The sequence below is a fragment of the Streptomyces sp. Je 1-369 genome, assembly GCF_026810505.1.
GTDB lineage: Bacteria > Actinomycetota > Actinomycetes > Streptomycetales > Streptomycetaceae > Streptomyces.
On sequence record NZ_CP101750.1, the window covers coordinates 5,580,728 to 5,596,706 of the forward strand.

The 15,979-nt window shown below is 70.8% G+C and carries 17 protein-coding genes; 11 read left to right on the forward strand and 6 right to left on the reverse strand.

Annotated elements, in window-relative coordinates; translation table 11 throughout:
• Positions 1-54 precede the first annotated feature (54 nt).
• Entirely contained in the window at positions 55-906 is an 852-nt protein-coding gene (locus NOO62_RS25560) for a S1 family peptidase (protein WP_268773190.1), read from the forward strand.
• 73 nt (positions 907-979) lie between these two features.
• On the opposite strand, the gene NOO62_RS25565 is transcribed toward NOO62_RS25560, so the two are convergent.
• From NOO62_RS25565 to NOO62_RS25575, 3 genes are all read right to left on the reverse strand, one after another.
• Positions 980-1,378, reverse strand: coding sequence for a DUF2267 domain-containing protein (locus NOO62_RS25565; RefSeq protein WP_268773191.1), 399 nt, complete (start codon positions 1,376-1,378; stop codon positions 980-982).
• 27 nt (positions 1,379-1,405) lie between these two features.
• Positions 1,406-1,825: an Hsp20/alpha crystallin family protein gene (locus tag NOO62_RS25570; RefSeq protein ID WP_268773192.1), complete on the reverse strand. Its 420-nt coding sequence runs from the start codon at positions 1,823-1,825 to the stop codon at positions 1,406-1,408.
• A gap of 175 nt (positions 1,826-2,000) precedes the next feature.
• On the reverse strand, positions 2,001-2,378 hold the full coding sequence (locus tag NOO62_RS25575) for a hypothetical protein (RefSeq protein WP_268773193.1): 378 nt from the start codon (positions 2,376-2,378) through the stop codon (positions 2,001-2,003).
• 138 nt (positions 2,379-2,516) lie between these two features.
• Between NOO62_RS25575 and NOO62_RS25580 the strand changes: the two genes are divergently transcribed.
• The 4 genes from NOO62_RS25580 (at position 2,517) to NOO62_RS25595 (ending at position 5,425) form a co-directional block, all read left to right on the forward strand.
• Positions 2,517-2,852 carry a MerR family transcriptional regulator gene (locus NOO62_RS25580; protein WP_268773194.1) on the forward strand — a complete coding sequence of 112 codons (336 nt, stop codon included), beginning with the start codon at positions 2,517-2,519 and terminating at the stop codon, positions 2,850-2,852.
• Between the two features lie 336 nt (positions 2,853-3,188).
• Entirely contained in the window at positions 3,189-3,392 is a 204-nt protein-coding gene (locus tag NOO62_RS25585; RefSeq protein WP_268773195.1) for a cold-shock protein, read from the forward strand.
• 265 nt (positions 3,393-3,657) lie between these two features.
• Positions 3,658-5,082: a DEAD/DEAH box helicase gene (locus NOO62_RS25590; RefSeq protein ID WP_268773196.1), complete on the forward strand. Its 1,425-nt coding sequence runs from the start codon at positions 3,658-3,660 to the stop codon at positions 5,080-5,082.
• A 55-nt stretch (positions 5,083-5,137) separates the two neighbouring features.
• The gene (locus tag NOO62_RS25595) at positions 5,138-5,425 is read left to right on the forward strand and encodes an SCO5918 family protein (protein WP_268773197.1); all 288 of its coding nucleotides are present in this window, start codon (positions 5,138-5,140) and stop codon (positions 5,423-5,425) included.
• On the opposite strand, the gene NOO62_RS25600 is transcribed toward NOO62_RS25595, so the two are convergent.
• Positions 5,422-5,955 (reverse strand): hypothetical protein, encoded by a 534-nt coding sequence (locus tag NOO62_RS25600; protein ID WP_268773198.1) that lies wholly within the window; start codon positions 5,953-5,955, stop codon positions 5,422-5,424. The genes NOO62_RS25595 and NOO62_RS25600 overlap by 4 nt on opposite strands.
• A gap of 110 nt (positions 5,956-6,065) precedes the next feature.
• Between NOO62_RS25600 and NOO62_RS25605 the strand changes: the two genes are divergently transcribed.
• Both NOO62_RS25605 and NOO62_RS25610 read left to right on the forward strand, forming a co-directional pair.
• Positions 6,066-7,526, forward strand: coding sequence for a cellulase family glycosylhydrolase (locus NOO62_RS25605; protein ID WP_268773199.1), 1,461 nt, complete (start codon positions 6,066-6,068; stop codon positions 7,524-7,526).
• Positions 7,527-7,625: 99 nt separating this feature from the next.
• A complete protein-coding gene (locus tag NOO62_RS25610) occupies positions 7,626-8,507 on the forward strand; it encodes a trypsin-like serine peptidase (RefSeq protein ID WP_268773200.1) in 882 nt (293 codons plus the stop codon).
• A gap of 29 nt (positions 8,508-8,536) precedes the next feature.
• Here NOO62_RS25610 and NOO62_RS25615 read toward each other — a convergent pair whose 3' ends face one another.
• Positions 8,537-10,153 carry an N-acyl-D-amino-acid deacylase family protein gene (locus NOO62_RS25615; protein WP_414930880.1) on the reverse strand — a complete coding sequence of 539 codons (1,617 nt, stop codon included), beginning with the start codon at positions 10,151-10,153 and terminating at the stop codon, positions 8,537-8,539.
• A gap of 462 nt (positions 10,154-10,615) precedes the next feature.
• On the reverse strand, positions 10,616-11,935 hold the full coding sequence (locus tag NOO62_RS25620) for an amino acid deaminase (protein ID WP_268773201.1): 1,320 nt from the start codon (positions 11,933-11,935) through the stop codon (positions 10,616-10,618).
• Positions 11,936-12,095: 160 nt separating this feature from the next.
• Between NOO62_RS25620 and NOO62_RS25625 the strand changes: the two genes are divergently transcribed.
• The 4 genes from NOO62_RS25625 to NOO62_RS25640 all read left to right on the forward strand — a co-directional run bounded on the left by NOO62_RS25625 (position 12,096) and on the right by NOO62_RS25640 (position 15,922).
• Positions 12,096-13,148: a sugar kinase gene (locus tag NOO62_RS25625; RefSeq protein WP_414931014.1), complete on the forward strand. Its 1,053-nt coding sequence runs from the start codon at positions 12,096-12,098 to the stop codon at positions 13,146-13,148.
• Positions 13,145-13,909, forward strand: coding sequence for an IclR family transcriptional regulator (locus tag NOO62_RS25630; RefSeq protein ID WP_268773203.1), 765 nt, complete (start codon positions 13,145-13,147; stop codon positions 13,907-13,909). Before NOO62_RS25625 ends, NOO62_RS25630 begins: the two co-directional genes overlap by 4 nt.
• Positions 13,906-14,316 carry a RidA family protein gene (locus NOO62_RS25635; protein ID WP_055570127.1) on the forward strand — a complete coding sequence of 137 codons (411 nt, stop codon included), beginning with the start codon at positions 13,906-13,908 and terminating at the stop codon, positions 14,314-14,316. The genes NOO62_RS25630 and NOO62_RS25635 overlap by 4 nt, the downstream gene beginning before the upstream one ends.
• A 115-nt stretch (positions 14,317-14,431) precedes the next feature.
• Complete coding sequence (locus NOO62_RS25640) at positions 14,432-15,922, forward strand: GntP family permease (RefSeq protein ID WP_268773204.1); 1,491 nt, start codon at positions 14,432-14,434, stop codon at positions 15,920-15,922.
• The last annotated feature ends 57 nt before the right edge of the window (positions 15,923-15,979 follow it).

The following is a 15,979-nucleotide window of genomic DNA, read 5'->3' on the forward strand; positions in this document are numbered from 1 at the left end:
GCATGACAACGCCGAAGGAACTTCGGTCACTTAGTCATCTGAGGGGACCCCCACATGAAGAAGCCTCTCGTCGGTGCGTGCTTCGCGGCTCTGCTCATCGGAGCAACCGCGGCGCCCGCGACTGCCGTCGGCAACGAAGCACCCGCGAAGCCCAGGATCAAGGCCGTCACACTCGCCGGAACGGTGGCGCTCAGCAACTGCTCCGGCTCCGTGGTCCGCGTACCGAACTCCCAGCCCACCGACCCGGCCCTCGTCCTGTCCAACGGACACTGCCTGGAGAGCGGCTTCCCCGCGCCGGGCGAGGTCATCGTCAACAAGGCCTCCTCCCGCAGCTTCACGCTGCTCAACAGCTCGGGCGGCCGCCTCGGGACCATCAAGGCCAGCAAGATCGCGTACGGCACGATGACCGACACGGACATGTCGCTCTATCAGACCACCAGCACTTACAAGGACATAGAGAGCCGGTACGGGATCAAGGCGCTTGAACTGAACTCGGCGCGCCCCGAGCAGGGGCGGAAGATCACCGTCGCCTCCGGGTACTGGAAGAAGCTGTACAAGTGCAGCGTCGACGGCTTCGCGTACCGCCTCAAGGAGGGGAGCTGGACCTGGAAGGACTCGGTCCGCTACACCCCCGACTGCAAGACGATCGGCGGCACCTCGGGCTCCCCGGTGATCGACGACGAGACCGGCAAGGTCGTCGCCGTCAACAACACCGGCAACGAGAGCGGTGAGCGGTGCACGGACAACAACCCGTGCGAGGTCGACGAGAACGGCAAGGTCACCGTGCGCGAAGGCATCAACTACGCGCAGCAGACCTACTGGATCGTGCCGTGCGTCGGCGCCGGCAACAAGATCGACCTGAGCCGCGCGGGCTGCCAGCTGCCCAAGCCCTCGGGCATGCGGTAACCACTGCTGCGGGTGCCGTCCGAGACCCCCTGCCGGGGTTCTCGGACGGCACCCGCACGTCAGAGCCTGCCCTTCAGGCCGCCCGCACCAGCTCCGCCCTGCCGAACAGCAGCGCGTAACCGGACGGCAGCAGGCCCAGCAGGCGGTCGACGAGTGCGCCGTCCACCGCCCGCGCCAGTGCGGTGAGGACGGAGCTGACGTCCCAGCGGGCGGTGGCGGGGGTCGCGCCCGGCAGGCACTTCGCCACGCTCTCCACGAACTGCGCCGCCGTGAGCGGCCGGGCGGCGGGGATGCGGTCCGCGAGGAGCCGCGCCGCCTCCGGCGGCAGCTGCCGCGCCAGATCGGCCCGTACGGTCCCGACGACGTGGCCGCCGAGGGCGGACAGGACGACGCGTGTCACGCGCTCCGCGTCCGCCGCGCCGTCGTACTGGCCGGTCTCCCGCACCGTCTCGATGAGTTCGCTCCACCTCATCGTGCCGTTCTCCTCCGTCTCGTCTCGTCAGCCGTCGATCTGCTTGCGGTCGCCGCCGCCGCTGATGTGGATCTTCCGGGGCTTGGCCCGCTCGGCCACCGGGATGCGGAGCGTCAGGACACCGGCTTCGTACGAGGCGTCGATGCGCTCCGTGTCCAGGGTGTCGCCGAGGAAGAGCTGGCGGGCGTAGCTTCCGGTGGACCGCTCGGCCGCGATCATCTCCACGCCCTCGGGGGCGGGGGAGCGGCGCTCGGCCCGCACGTTCAGCACGTGGCGCTCGACGTCCAGGTCGATCGACTCCGGGTCGATGCCCGGCAGGTCGAAGTGGACGACGAACTCGTCGCCGTCGCGGTAGGCGTCCATCTGCATCCCGGCGGGGCGGGAGCTGCTGAAGACCTGCTGGGCGAGGCGGTCGAACTCGCGGAACGGGTCGGTACGCATGAGCATCACGGGTCACTCCTCTTCTCTGATGTTGGGTGCGATGCCCTACGCCTTTTTATATAGCTCAGGAGGAGGAAAGTTGACAAGCCCCGACTCATGTTGAGCCGGGGCCTGTCGTGCCGGACCCGCTGTCCGGGCGCGGAGGGGGTGGTGCGGAGGGAGTGGTGCGGAGGGGGTGCGGTCAGGAGTCGGAGTAGCTGAGGTCGCCCACGGTCCAGGCGCCGACGTCCGCCAGGGCGATCCGGTACATCCCGCCGGTCTCCGGCAGGCCCAGGCTGCCCTGGAGGATCCGGGCCAGGTGGAAGTGGAGGTGGGTGGGCGGCTCGGTCTTCAGGGGCGGGCCCGAATCCGCCTCGGGGGACACGAACGCCGCCGCGAAGGGGCCGAGCCGGGCGGAGTCCTTCAGGACTTCGGCGACGCGCCGCCGCCACAGGGCCTCGGGGGCCAGCCTCCCGGTGATGACGGCACCGCCGACGACCACGGTGAGGGACATCTGATTGCTGTGCTCGGACTCGACCAGGGTGGCGATGTCAACGAGCAGCTCGTCAGGGATCGACATGACTGGTCAGCTTACCGAGGTGCGGGACGGCCGGACCCGATACCTCCCCTCCCAGTCTGCGAAAAACTGTCACCGCAGGAGGAGGCAAGCGGCACTCCGTTGTTAGGGTTCCTGCTTGTAGCCAAGGAAAAGGTGCAGATGCCCCCGGAGACCCCCTCGCGCGGCCAAGACCGGTTCGACGACGACGACTACCCCGCCTACACGATGGGCCGGGCCGCCGAGATGATCGGCGCCACGCCCGGCTTCCTCCGCGCGGTCGGCGAGGCCCGCCTGATCACGCCCCTGCGGTCCGAGGGCGGCCACCGCCGCTACTCCCGCTATCAGCTCCGCGTCGCCGCGCGCGCCCGCGAGCTCGTCGACAAGGGCACCCCGGTCGACGCCGCCTGCCGCATCGTCGTCCTGGAGGACCAGCTGGAGGACGCGTTGCGCATCAACGAGGAGCTCCGCGACAAGGAGTCACACGGCGACGGGTAGCCCCGCGGCGCCGGAGTCCCGCAGCCGTCGACGCAGCCGTCATCCGGCCGGGTCCGAATATCTGTGACGGTCAAAACAGAATTTCGCGTGAAGTGCCGGGAGGGTTTATCCGTCGACGGGCCCAACGATATGAAAACCCTGCGCGGATCATCGTCGCGTGCTACTGTCGTTATCAGTTGCAGTTGTGGTTTCCAGAGACTCCAAGTGCTCAGCCGACATACCGCGTCGGCAGGGCACTTTGTTTTTGCCGGTCATGTCCGGTCAGGGTAATCATCACGGCGACGTGGAGTCCGCACAGTGCGGGCTCCCGGGCAATTGCCCCGAAGGAGATATGACATGGCTACTGGCACCGTGAAGTGGTTCAACTCGGAAAAGGGCTTCGGCTTCATCGAGCAGGAGGGTGGCGGCGCTGACGTCTTCGCCCACTACTCGAACATTGCCGCCCAGGGCTTCCGTGAGCTGCAGGAGGGCCAGAAGGTGACCTTCGACGTCACGCAGGGCCAGAAGGGCCCGCAGGCCGAGAACATCGTTCCCGCCTGACGTCTGACGCTCACGCGTATTTCGTAGCTGGGGCCCGCACCTTGGGTGCGGGCCCCAGCTCGTTGTGTTTTGCGGGTTTCACGCGTATTGCGGGTGCGCGGGAGCGATACGCCCCCGCCGCCCATTCCCCGGCGAAGCCGAAATAACCCCCCGGCGGCCGGAATTGTTTTTCATTTACCCGGCCGTTCCTGCGGTTCTCGGCACCGGACGGTGCCCCCTGAGAATTCCTCGACACGCGCCGCATCGAGGAAGGTTCGAGGTCCACATGAACCGCTCAGTTCGCACAAACGGCCGATACGCCCAGGGGTACAAGGGTTCCGGCCGCCCCAGCCGCCGTCCCAGCGCCCCCCAGGGGGAGTTCACGCTGCCGGCCACCGTCACCCCGGCCCTGCCGCCCGTCGAGGACTTCGCCGCGCTCGGCCTGCCGGACGGCCTGCTCACGACCCTCACCGGGCTCGGCGTCACCACGCCGTTCCCGATCCAGGCGGCCACGCTGCCGAACACCCTCGCGGGCCGCGACGTCCTCGGCCGCGGGCGCACCGGATCCGGCAAGACGCTCGCCTTCGGCCTCGCGGCGCTCGCCCGCACCGCGGGACAGCGGGCCGAACCGCGCCGCCCGCTCGCCCTGATCCTCGTCCCCACCCGCGAGCTCGCCCAGCAGGTGACCGACGCCCTCACCCCGTACGCCAGGTCGGTGCGGCTCCGTATGGCCACCGTCGTCGGCGGCATGTCCATCGGACGGCAGGCCGGAGCGCTGCGCACCGGCGCCGAGGTCGTCGTCGCGACGCCCGGACGGCTCAAGGACCTCATCGAGCGGCGCGACTGCCGCCTGGACCAGGTCGCCGTCACCGTCCTCGACGAGGCCGACCAGATGACCGACATGGGCTTCCTGCCCCAGGTCACCGAGCTCCTCGACCAGGTCCGGCCCGACGGACAGCGCATGTTGTTCTCCGCCACCCTGGACCGCAACGTCGACCTCCTGGTCCGCCGCTACCTCAGCGACCCTGTCGTCCACTCCGTCGACCCGTCGGCGGGCGCGGTCACCACGATGGAGCACCACGTGCTGCACGTGCACGGCGCCGACAAGACCGCCGCGACGACGGAGATCGCCGCCCGCGACGGCCGGGTCATCCTCTTCCTCGACACCAAGCACGCGGTCGACCGGCTCACCACGCACCTGCTGAACAGCGGGGTACGGGCGGCGGCCCTGCACGGCGGCAAGTCCCAGCCCCAACGCACCCGCACCCTCGCCCAGTTCAAGTCCGGCCAGGTCACCGCGCTCGTCGCGACGAACGTCGCGGCCCGCGGCATCCACGTCGACGACCTCGACCTCGTCGTCAACGTCGACCCGCCCGCCGACCACAAGGACTACCTGCACCGGGGCGGCCGCACCGCGCGCGCGGGCGGCTCCGGCAGCGTCGTCACCCTGGTCACGTCGGCGCAGCGGCGCGGCATGAGCAGGCTGATGGCCGCGGCGGGCATCCGGCCGCACACCGCCGAAGTGCGCTCGGGCGAGGCGGAGTTGGCGCGCATCACCGGCGCGCAGACCCCGTCGGGCACCCCGGTGACCATCCCGGCGCCCGCGAAGGCGTCGTCCTCGGACCGCGGCGGTCCCCGCGGCCGGCGTCCCCGTGACGGCCGCGCGCGCCGTGCCTACGCCGCCCGCACCCGGACCGACACGGCCGCCTGATCCAGGGTTCCGCGTCCCCTTCTCTCCCGCTGAGACTCTCCCTCTGTGAGGCACCATGCGCTGCGTCATCGCCCGCTTCCCCTTCGACCTCTTCAAGAACGAGGTCGAGGACGTCATGAAGAACATCGAGCCCGAAGCGGTCACGGGTGAGTCCGTGCTCATCGGCGACCGCCAGTACCCCGTCAAGCAGGTCGGGGAAGTGATCACGCGGCAGGACCGCCGTGACTTCTCGGCCCGCGAGGTCACCCGCGCGCTGACCGGCCTCGGCTTCACCTGCACGGCGGCCCCCGCCCCCGCGGCCCCCGAGCCCGTAGCCGCGGCTTGGCCCAGCTCGCTGGTCTAGGCAGCAGCCCGGAGCGGGCCGGTCCTCGTGAGGGCCGCCACCCCGGGCAGCCAGCCGAGCAACAGACCCCACAGCGCGCCGAACAGGGCGCCGACCAGGGGGAGCAGCAGCCACCCCCACAGGCTCGCCTCGACCATGCGGGCCGCGACCATGCCGCGCCACGTGCCCGCCACCGCCGTGCCCGCGATCAGCGCCGTCCAGCCCGCGAGCAGACGGCGGCCCCGGCCCGCGTCCGGGCGTACGCGCAGATGGCGGCGCATCCGGGCGGTGGCGGTCGCGACCAGGAGCAGCGCCGCGAAGTTCTCGCAGAGCTGCCAGGCCCGGTCCGTCGCGCCCAGCGGCGTCGCCCGCAGCCCCGGCAGTGCGAAAGGCACGCCGAGCGCGCTCGGTACGACCGACAGACCCGCCCGCGCCGTGAACGCGGTCAGCAGCGTCGCGCTGCCGTGCGCCAGGACGAGCAGCAGGCAGACGCCCGCCACCACGACCGAGGCATCCGCCCGGGCCCGCAACGCGTCGATCGTCGTCCGCATGGCGGGCCACTGTAGGCCGCACCGGTCGCCGGTGACAGAGGCGCGACCGAAAAAAGTGAACAACGCTCAGGTCTGTTGCGTGACGGGCTCCGCGACCTACCATCCCGGCCATGAAGTCCCCTGTGGCCCGGCGCACTTGGGTGTCCGGCGCGGTCGGCGCGGTCGTGCTCGCCGTCGCGGCGGCGCTGCTGGTCGCCGTGGGACCGCAGGGCGCGGGTGCCGCGCGAGCCGACACCGCGAGCGGCCACCGCTGGATCACCGACCGGCAGGGCCGCGCCCTGGTCCTGCGCGGCCTGTCCACGGCGAGCAGCGCCAAGGAGGCGTCCGACGGCATGCCGTGGATCGAGGAGAAGGACGTCGCACGCGAACGGCGCGACCTGGGCACGAATTTCGTCCGCTTCCTCCTCCAGTGGCGCAAGGTCGAGCCGTCCCCGGGAACGTACGACAGGACGTATCTGCGGCAGGTCGCCGAGCGGGTGCGCTGGTACGGCGAGCGGGGCTTCCACGTCCTGCTCGACATGCACCAGGACCTGTACGGGCCGCGCGTCGGCGGCAACGGCGCGCCCGCGTGGGCGACCGGGACCGACGGGCTGACCTCGGCCCCGACCGACCCCTGGGAACTCGGCTACGTCGAGCCGGGGACCGTCCGCGCCTTCGACCGTTTCTGGGGGACGGTCGAAGGCGACGGACGTGACCTGCGCGGACATTACGTGGGCGCGCTGCGGGAGGTGGCCAGGTACTTCGCCGACGACGACACCGTCATCGGCTACGACCTGATGAACGAGCCCTGGGGCGGCAGCGTGCAGGGCCCCGCTTTCGAGTCCGGTCCGCTCGCCCGGCTCTACCAGGACGCCATCGACGCCATCCGTACCGTCGACCGCGACCACTGGCTCTTCGTCGAACCGTCCGCGATCGGCTCCAACTGGGGCTTCGCCACGGGCCTCCCGCGCCTGGACGACCCGCGCGGCGACGGCGACGGCGGTGACGCCGCGCGCATCGCATATGCGCCACATCTCTACCCCCTCCCCATGGACCTCGGCGGCGGCTACACCGGCGGCACCAGGAGCCAGGTCGACAGATCGTTGCGGGCCTGGCGCGAGCAGACGGAGAAGACCGCACGACGCCTCGGGGCGCCGGTCGTCATCGGGGAGTTCGGGCTCGACGTGGGGCTGCCGGGTGCGATGGAGTACGTCGAGAAGGTGCAGCGCATGGCCGACGACATGGGGGCGGGCTTCGCGTACTGGTCGAACGACCCGGGCCCGTGGGCGCCGTGGGACGAGAAGCTGAAGCCCACGCGGCTGTTGCCCGTCCTCGACCGTCCCGCTCCGCTGGCGATAGCGGGGGACCCGATCGCGTACCGCTGGGACGGAAAGCGGAAGACGCTGACGCTGAGCTGGCGCGGAAAGGCGGGCGTGCGGGGCGGTACGGAGGTCCGGCTGCCGACCCGGCACTTCCCGAAGGGCGCGCGTGTGCGGGGCGGGGCGCAACGCTCCTGGGACCCCAAGTCCCGCGTCCTGACACTCGGTTCGGGCCCCGGCACGCACTCTGTCCGCATCACACCACATGTGTGAAAGGGAAGGGTTCCCACCCCTTGTCCGGCCGCAACAGGGACCCCAAGAATGCCCCTGACAATCGCACGACTGGCGTACGTCACGAGGGGGGCTCCACAGATGGGACAGAAGAGCAGAGCGGTCGCGGGCGGACTGCTCGCCCTGGCACTGGCCGGCGCGGGAGCGGCACCGGCGGTCGCGGGGAACGCGCAGGAGGCGGACGGCGCCTCGGCCGGGGCGGCGCCCAAGACCAAGGCTGTCGACTTCGCGGGGACGGTGGCGCTCAGCAACTGCTCCGGCTCGGTGGTCCGCATGCCCAAGTCCAAGGCGGGCGACCCGGCGCTCGTCCTCACCAACGGCCACTGCATAGAGACGGGTTTCCCCGCCGCCGGTGAGGTCATCGTCGACCGGCCGTCCACCCGTACCTTCAAGCTGCTCGACGCGAAGGCCAACGACGTCGCCACGCTCAAGGCGTCCAAGGTGTCCTACGCGACCATGACGGACACCGACATCACGATCTACCAACTCACCGAGTCCTACGGCGACATCACGAAGAAGTACGGCATCAAGCCGCTGGAGCTGGAGGACGACCACCCGGTGAAGGGGCGCGCCATCACGGTCGTCTCCGGCTACTGGAAGAAGACCTACAGCTGCAATATCGACGGTTTCGTGTACCGGATGAAGGAGGGGGAGTGGACCTGGAAGGACTCCGTCCGCTACACCCCCGCCTGCCAGACCATAGGCGGCACGTCCGGGTCGCCCGTCATCGACCACAAGACCGGAAAGGTCACCGCGGTCAACAACACGGGCAACGAGGACGGCGAACGCTGCACCCTCAACAACCCCTGCGAGATCGACCGCAAGGGCAAGGTGACGGTGCGCAAGGGCACCAACTACGCCCAGCAGACGTACGGGATCGTGCCGTGCGTCGGCAAGGGCAGCAAGATCGACCTGGGCCGCAAGGGCTGCAAGCTGCCGAGGCCCGCGGCGGCTGTGAGGTAGCCGCTCAGCCGCGTTCGGCCGCTTTTTGGTCAGGGTGTCCGGCGTACGGAGCGTCCCGCGAGGACGTCCGTGCGCCGGCCGTCCCGCATGACGAACCGCCCGTCGATCAGGACGTGCGGGATGCCGACGGGCAGCGTACGGGGAGCGTCGAAGGTGGACCCGGCCGCGACCGTGTCCGGGTCGAAGAGGACGAGGTCCGCGCGGTAGCCCTCGCGGACGACGCCCCGGTCGGGCAGGCGGAGCCGGGCGGCGGGCCGGGAGGTGAGGTGCGCGACGGTCTCCTCCACGGACATCACCCCGAGCTCGCGGGCGTACTTTCCCAGATACTGCGGGAAGGTGCCGTACGCGCGCGGGTGCGGCTTGAACCCTTGCAGGATGCCGTCGCTGCCGCCGGTGTGCACGCGGTGCCGCATGATCTCCTGCACGTTCTCCTCGTGACCGACGTGCTGGAGGATGGTCGACCCGAGATTGTCGTTGAGGAGCAGCCGACGGGCCGTGACCCACGGCTCCTCGCCGCGCTGGGCGGCGGATTCGGCGATGGTCTTGCCGACGCAGGAGGCGAGCCCGGGGTCGCTCACGCCCGAGACCTCGATGGTGTCCCACTCGATGGGCACGCCGTGGCAGCCGTCCGCGCCGATGACCTCCATGTGGTGGCGGATCTTCTCGGCGACCGAATCGTCCAGGAGCCGCGCGCGGATGGCGTCCGGGCCGCCCTCGCTCGCCCAGCTGGGCAGCATGGCCACGAGGGTGGTGCAGCCGGGGGTGTACGGGTACGTGTCGAGGGTGATGTCGGCCCCCTCTGCGAGGGCTCGGTCGAGGAGGGTGAGCAGGTCGGGCGCCTTCCCCTTGTTCACGCCGAAGTTCATGGTGGCGTGGGCGAGGTGGAGAGGACAGTGGGCGGTGCGGGTGAGGGCCACCATCTCCTCGTAGGCCTGGAGCGCCCCGGCCCCGTAACTCCGGTGATGGGGACAGTAATAGCCGTGGTACGCCGCGACGACCTTGCACAGCTCGGTGAGCTCGGAGTCGTCGGCGTACATGCCGGGCGTGTACGTCAGCCCCGACGACATGCCGACGGCGCCTTCCCGCATGCCGTCCGCCACGAGCTGCTTCATGCGGTCCAGCTCGGCGGGGGTCGCCGACCGGTCCTCCCACCCCATCGCATACATCCGGACGGTGCCCTGGGGGATGAGATACGCGGCGTTCACCGCGATGCCGCGGCCACCGTGGGCGGAGTCGAGGGCGTCCAGGTAGCCGCCGACGGTGCGCCACGTGAAGTCGATGTCGCCGCCGTCGCCGTTCCAGCCGGTGATGGCCTGGCGGACCTGGGCGAGCGTGCGGTCGTCGACGGGGGCGTAGGAGAGGCCGTCCTGTCCGATGACTTCCAGGGTGACGCCCTGGGCGGCCTTCGCGGAGTGGTCGGGGTCGCGGAGGAGGGCGAGGTCGCTGTGGGCGTGCATGTCGATGAAACCGGGCGCCAGCGCGAGGCCTTGGGCGTCGAGGTTGGCCTGCCCCGTGAGGCGGGGCCCTCTTTCTTCCCCCTCGCGGTGGATCGCGGTGATCCTTCCGTCCTGTACGCCGACGTCGGCGCGGTAGGAGGCGCCTCCGGTGCCGTCTATGACGCGGGCGTCTCGGATCACCAGGTCCATGGGGGAGGCCTTTCTTGTTCGTCTCGTCGTCGGGTGCGGGCGGATTGTGGTGCACCCGGCCTCCGGCCGGGTCTTTCGTTCCCACCCGCACCACCCGTGCGACTTTCGTCGCCGGGTGCGGGTGGCCCTGGTGGGGCGGGCCCGCCGTTGGCGGCTAACGGTGGGGGGCTGGCTCCTACGCGCACCCCGTGGTGCCGGGGTGAACGGGCGGGCCCGCCCGGGGCTTCTACGTCTGGGCTGCGGTGCGGGGTGAACGGGCGGGCCCGCCCGGAGCTCCTACGCCCATCCTGCGTCGCGGGGTGAACGGGCGGGCCCGCCCGGGGCTCCTACGCCCTCTGCGTCGCGGGGTGAACGGGCGGGTGGGTGGGTGTGATCCGCCGCGGAGCGGCGGGCTAGGACCGCCCCCCACGGGTGTGATCCGCCGCGAAGCGGCGGGACAGGGGACCGCCCAAGACCCCCCGGTCAGAAATACGTTCGGACGTAGGACGAGACCGTCCCATCCCCCTCCACCACCGGAATCAACTGCCACTTGTCGAACGCCGTGCACGGATGCGAGAGCCCCATGCCCAACCAGTCGCCCACCGCCAGATCCGCCTCCGGCGAGGTCCGCAGCCAGCCGTGCTGGTCGGAGAGCCCCGTGACGGTGACCCCCGTCGCGGCCCGCTCCACCCCGTCCCGGCGGACGACCTGCGCCTCGGGCAGGTCGAGGTCGTACGCCGCGTCCCGCTTCCCCGCGTTGGTGAACGCCTGCTCCGCGGTGGGCCGCGACACGACCTGCGCCCAGAGCCGGAACGCGGGTTCGAGGGCGCCCTCCTCGGGGACCCGGTTGAACGGGGTCAGATGCTTGTAGTGGCCGTCGTCGTGGGAGACGTACGCGCCGGAGCGCAGGAGCTTCAGGACGGGCCGCGAGAGTTCGGGGATCTCGGCGAAGACCGACGCGACCGCGTCGAACCACGCGCTGCCGCCCGCGCTGACCACGACCTCGGGCAGATCGGCGAACCGCCCGGACTTGTCGAACTCGGCAAGCAACGAAACGAGCCGGCGCAGCCACGAGGTGACACTCTCACTGGACGCCTCCGGCACCTCCCCCTCGTACCCCGCGACGCCCACCAGCCGCAGCGTGTCCGCGGCGGCGACCGCGTTGGCGATGTCGAAGCACTCGGCCTCGGTACGTGCGCCGGTCCGCGCCCCGTCACCCGCGGCGAGCTCGACGACCACGTCCACCGGACGGCTCGCGCCCGCCTCGCTGAGGGCGGCGTGCATGAGTTCGACGCCGCGTACGGAGTCGACGTAGCAGACGAAGCGGAACGAAGGATCGGAGTCGAGTTCGCCCGCGAGCCAGCGCAGCGCCCCCGCGTCGACGAGCTCGTTGGCGAGGAAGATCCGCTCCACGCCGAACTTGCGCGCCACGCGCACCTGGTGGGGGACGGCCAGCGTGATGCCCCACGCGCCGCGCTCCAGCTGGCGGGCGAAGAGCTGCGGGGCCATGGACGTCTTGCCGTGGGGTGCGAACGCGAGGCCGTGGCGTTCGGCGTACGTCTCCATGAGGGCGAGGTTGTGCTCCAGGCGCTCGGCGGAGAGCGCGAGGACGGGGGTGGTGAAGCCGCCCGTGAAGAGGTTCCGCCGCTGGGCGGTGAGCTCGCCGACGGTCAGCCCTTCGGCGTCCGGAGGAAGCCCCTTGAAGCGGTGGTCCACTCGCTCGTCCGCGAGCGCGGCCAGCGGATCGGCGGACCGGTCGAGGGCAGTGTCGAGGGCGGTGTCGACGACGTTGTCGGCGGCCATGGGCGCCTCCTCCAGGAGAGCATTCGATTCGATGCGATCAGTGCATTCACGAGCACGTTGCAGTATGTGCAACGCTCATTGCGTATGTCGCTTACTGCTGTCTAACATCCGAGCCAACGCCGGGTCAACGGATCCGGAGAGCCGGTTAAGGGGTTGGAAGATCGTGACCGCACAGGCACCCGTGGACGTCATCGCGCTCGGCGAGTCCATGGTCACGTTCCTGCCCGCCCGGCCCGGCCGCCTCGCCGACGTGCCGTCCTTCGACCGCGGGATCGGCGGCGCCGAGTCGAACGTCGTCTGCGCGCTCGCCGCGGCCGGGCACACCACCCGCTGGGTCAGCCGCGTCGGCGCCGACGGTTTCGGTGACCACCTCGTCGAGACGATCGCCCGCTACGGAGTGGACACCTCCGCCGTCGGCCGCGACCCGCACCGCCCCACCGGCATCTACTTCCGTACCGCCGACGACCGCGACACCGACGCCCACGAGGTCGTCTACTACCGCGCGGGCTCCGCGGCCTCCGCCATGGCGCCGGGCTCCGTGGACGAGGACGCCCTCGCCGACGGACGCATCCTGCACCTGTCGGGCATCACGCCCGCGCTCTCCGCCGACTGCCTCGCCCTCGTACGCCACCTCTGCGCCCGGCGCGCCGACCGCGGCCCGCTCGTCTCCTTCGACGTCAACCACCGCCCCGGCCTCTGGAAGGACGACGCCGCAGCGGACCCCTCCGTCCTCCTCGACCTCGCGCGCGGCGCCGACCTCGTCTTCGTCGGCGAGGACGAGGCCGCCGCGGCATGGGGCATCACCGGCGGCTCCGACGCGATCCGCGCCGCCCTGCCCGAGCCCGACACGCTCGTCGTCAAGCAGGGCAGCCGCGGCGCCACCGTCCACCGCCGCGGCGAGGACCCCGTCTTCCAGGCCGCCCTGCGCGTCGACGTCGTCGCGCCCGTCGGCGCCGGTGACGCCTTCGCCGCCGGTTTCCTCTCCGCCACCCTGCGCGGCCTGCCCGCCGCGCACCGGCTGCGCCACGGCCACCTGATGGCCGCCGCCGCCCTCACCGTTCCCGGTGATCTCGCACCGCCCCCCGCCCGCGCCCATGCCGACCGCCTCGCCGCCCTGGACGACGCAGCCTGGGAGACACTTCGTCTCGGCCCCGGCTGGACGGAACGCGTCCCGGAGGACACCGAGGCCGAGGAGGAGGTACGTACCCCATGAGCCAGACCGTCGACCGCGCGCTCTCGATCCTGCCGTTGCTCGCCGAGGGCCCCGCCGACCTGGGACAGGTGGCCGAACGGCTCGACGTCCACAAGTCGACCGCGCTCCGGCTCCTGCGCACCCTCCACGAGCACGGCCTGGTCTTCCGCCAGTCCGACCAGCGCTACCGCCTCGGCGCGCGCCTCTTCGCGCTCGCCCAGGAAGCCGTCGAGAATCTCGACGTGCGCGAGATCGCCCACCCCCATCTCCTCGCCCTCAACGAGAAGTGCGGCCACACGGTCCACCTCGCCGTGTACGAGGAGCAGGAGGTGCTGTACATCGACAAGGTCGAGAGCCGGTATCCGGTGCGGATGTACTCACGCATCGGCAAGCCGGTGGCGATCACCGTCGCCGCCGTCGCGAAGCTGCTGCTCTCCGACTTCCCGGAGGCCGAGCGCCGCGCCATCGCGGAGAAGCTCGACTATCCCACCTACACGTCCCGTTCGACGCCCAACGCCGCCGCGTTCCTCAAGGAGCTGGCGGCCGTGCGCGAACAGGGCTGGGCCACCGACCTCGGTGGCCACGAGGAGTCCATCAACTGCATCGGGGCCCCCATCCGCGGTGCGGACGGGCGGGTCGTCGCCGCCATGTCGGTGTCCGCACCGAATGTCGTCGTCACCGCCGAGGAACTCCTCTCCCTGCTCCCGCTGGTCCGCCGCACGGCGGACGCGATCAGCCGCGAGTACTCCGGCAACGCCCCTCTGAAGGAAGCAAGTTCATGACCGAGAAGACCGCCCTCACCCCGGCCACCCACACCACCCCGCCCGCGAAGTTCTCCCACGGCGTGAAGAAGGGCAACATCCTTCAGGTCGCCGGACAGGTCGGCTTCCTGCCCGCCGAGGAGGGCAAGGCCCCCACCCCCGCGGGCCCGACCCTGCGCGAGCAGACCCTCCAGACGTTCGCCAACGTCAAGGCGATCCTCGAAGAGGGCGGCGCGACCTGGGACGACGTGATGATGATGCGCGTCTACCTCACGGACGTGGACCACTTCGCGGAGATGAACGAGATCTACAACGCGTACTTCGAGGAGCAGGGCCTGAAGGCTCCCGCCTCCGCCCGCACCACGGTCTACGTCGGTCTCCCGGCGGGCCTCCTCATCGAGATCGACGCGCTCGCCGTTCTCGGCTGACGCACATCCCTCTCCACCAGCAAGCCGTACGTCGTCACGGCACGGCGCCCACCCCCGGGGCGCCGTGCCGCGATCCCCCCTGCCCCGAAAGCCCCATGCACTTACGAGGTCAACGATGTCCCCGTCCCACACCGCCGTGCTCGCGGCCGCCCCCGCCGCGGAGGCGCCACCGCACACCGGCGGCCTGCTCGCCCTGATCGACGGCACGGCCGGTCTGCTGACCGTCGCCGCGCTCGGCATCCTGCTCCTGCTCTTCCTGATCATCAAAATCAGGCTGCAGCCCTTCGTGGCGCTCCTGGCGGTCTCGATAGCCGTCGGCCTCGCGGCCGGCCTCTCCGTCACCGAACTCTTCGGCACCGTCCAGAAGTCCGACGCCGTCTCGGTCATCGAATCGGGCATGGGCGGGATCCTCGGCCATGTGGCGATCATCATCGGCCTCGGCACGATGCTCGGCGCGATCCTGGAGGTCTCGGGCGGAGCGGAGGTCCTCGCCTCCCGCCTGCTCGGCCTCTTCGGCGAGAAGCGCGCACCCCTGGCCATGGGCCTGACGGGCCTGATCTTCGGTGTCCCCGTCTTCTTCGACGTCGGCATCTTCGTCCTCGCGCCGATCGTCTACGCGGCGGCCAAGCGCAGCGGCAAGTCGATCCTCCTCTACTGCCTCCCTCTCCTCGCGGGTCTCTCGATGACCCACGCGTTCCTGCCCCCGCACCCCGGTCCGGTGGCCGCGGCGGGACTGTTGAAGGTGGACCTCGGCTGGGTCATCCTCATGGGCATCGTCTGCGGCATCCCCGCGGTGCTGGCCGCCTGGGTCTACTCCGCGTGGATCGGCAAGCGCATCTTCGTGCCCGTGCCGCAGGACATGGTCGAGGCGGCGGACGAGGCGAAGGCGGCGGTCGTCGCGGAGCAGAGCGCCGCGGGTGTGGCGCCGCGGGAGAAGCCGGTGCCGCTGGGCACCGTCTTCACGATCATCGGCACGCCCCTGTTCCTGATCCTCCTCGCCACGTTCTCCTCGATCGCCTTCGACCCCTCCACCTTCCGCTCGGTCATCGAGTTCTTCGGCAGCCCGTTCGTAGCCCTGACGATCGCCCTGCTCATGGCGTACTACCTGCTGGGCATCCGGCGCGGCTGGTCCCGCAAGTCCCTCGAAACGGTGTCGACCTCGTCCCTCAAGCCGGTCGGCAACATCCTCCTCGTCGTCGGCGCGGGCGGGATCTTCGGCGCGGTCCTGAAGGCGAGCGGCGTGGCCGGCGCGATCTCGGACACGTTCCAGGACGTGGGCCTCCCCATCATCGTCCTGGCCTACCTGCTCTCCCTGATCCTGCGCGTGGCCCAGGGCTCGGCGACGGTGGCGATCGTCACGACGGCAGGCATCGTCGCCCCCCTCCTCTCCGAGGGCGACTACTCCCAGGCCTTCACGGCCCTGGTCATCATGGCGATCTCGGCGGGCTCCATCTTCGCCTCGCACGTCAACGACGGCGGCTTCTGGATGGTGGCGAAGTACTTCGGCATCAGCGAACGCGACACGCTGAAGACGTGGACGGTCCTGGAGTCGGTCCTGTCGATCGCGGGCTTCGCGGTGGCGGCGGTCGTGAGCTTGTTCGTGTAGCGGTAAGCAGGTGATGGGGCGCCCGGCGAGCTTGCCGGGCGCCCCACCAGTGCGTCG

What these genes read in the sequence shown, in the direction of transcription:
- NOO62_RS25560 (WP_268773190.1), top strand. Translation starts at nt 55, where the DNA reads ATGAAGAAGCCTCTCGTCGGTGCGTGCTTCGCGGCTCTGCTCATCGGA.
- NOO62_RS25565 (WP_268773191.1), bottom strand. Translation starts at nt 1,378, where the DNA reads ATGAGGTGGAGCGAACTCATCGAGACGGTGCGGGAGACCGGCCAGTAC.
- NOO62_RS25570 (WP_268773192.1), bottom strand. Translation starts at nt 1,825, where the DNA reads ATGCTCATGCGTACCGACCCGTTCCGCGAGTTCGACCGCCTCGCCCAG.
- NOO62_RS25575 (WP_268773193.1), bottom strand. Translation starts at nt 2,378, where the DNA reads ATGTCGATCCCTGACGAGCTGCTCGTTGACATCGCCACCCTGGTCGAG.
- NOO62_RS25580 (WP_268773194.1), top strand. Translation starts at nt 2,517, where the DNA reads ATGCCCCCGGAGACCCCCTCGCGCGGCCAAGACCGGTTCGACGACGAC.
- NOO62_RS25585 (WP_268773195.1), top strand. Translation starts at nt 3,189, where the DNA reads ATGGCTACTGGCACCGTGAAGTGGTTCAACTCGGAAAAGGGCTTCGGC.
- NOO62_RS25590 (WP_268773196.1), top strand. Translation starts at nt 3,658, where the DNA reads ATGAACCGCTCAGTTCGCACAAACGGCCGATACGCCCAGGGGTACAAG.
- NOO62_RS25595 (WP_268773197.1), top strand. Translation starts at nt 5,138, where the DNA reads ATGCGCTGCGTCATCGCCCGCTTCCCCTTCGACCTCTTCAAGAACGAG.
- NOO62_RS25600 (WP_268773198.1), bottom strand. Translation starts at nt 5,955, where the DNA reads ATGCGGACGACGATCGACGCGTTGCGGGCCCGGGCGGATGCCTCGGTC.
- NOO62_RS25605 (WP_268773199.1), top strand. Translation starts at nt 6,066, where the DNA reads ATGAAGTCCCCTGTGGCCCGGCGCACTTGGGTGTCCGGCGCGGTCGGC.
- NOO62_RS25610 (WP_268773200.1), top strand. Translation starts at nt 7,626, where the DNA reads ATGGGACAGAAGAGCAGAGCGGTCGCGGGCGGACTGCTCGCCCTGGCA.
- NOO62_RS25615 (WP_414930880.1), bottom strand. Translation starts at nt 10,153, where the DNA reads ATGGACCTGGTGATCCGAGACGCCCGCGTCATAGACGGCACCGGAGGC.
- NOO62_RS25620 (WP_268773201.1), bottom strand. Translation starts at nt 11,935, where the DNA reads ATGGCCGCCGACAACGTCGTCGACACCGCCCTCGACACTGCCCTCGAC.
- NOO62_RS25630 (WP_268773203.1), top strand. Translation starts at nt 13,145, where the DNA reads ATGAGCCAGACCGTCGACCGCGCGCTCTCGATCCTGCCGTTGCTCGCC.
- NOO62_RS25635 (WP_055570127.1), top strand. Translation starts at nt 13,906, where the DNA reads ATGACCGAGAAGACCGCCCTCACCCCGGCCACCCACACCACCCCGCCC.
- NOO62_RS25640 (WP_268773204.1), top strand. Translation starts at nt 14,432, where the DNA reads ATGTCCCCGTCCCACACCGCCGTGCTCGCGGCCGCCCCCGCCGCGGAG.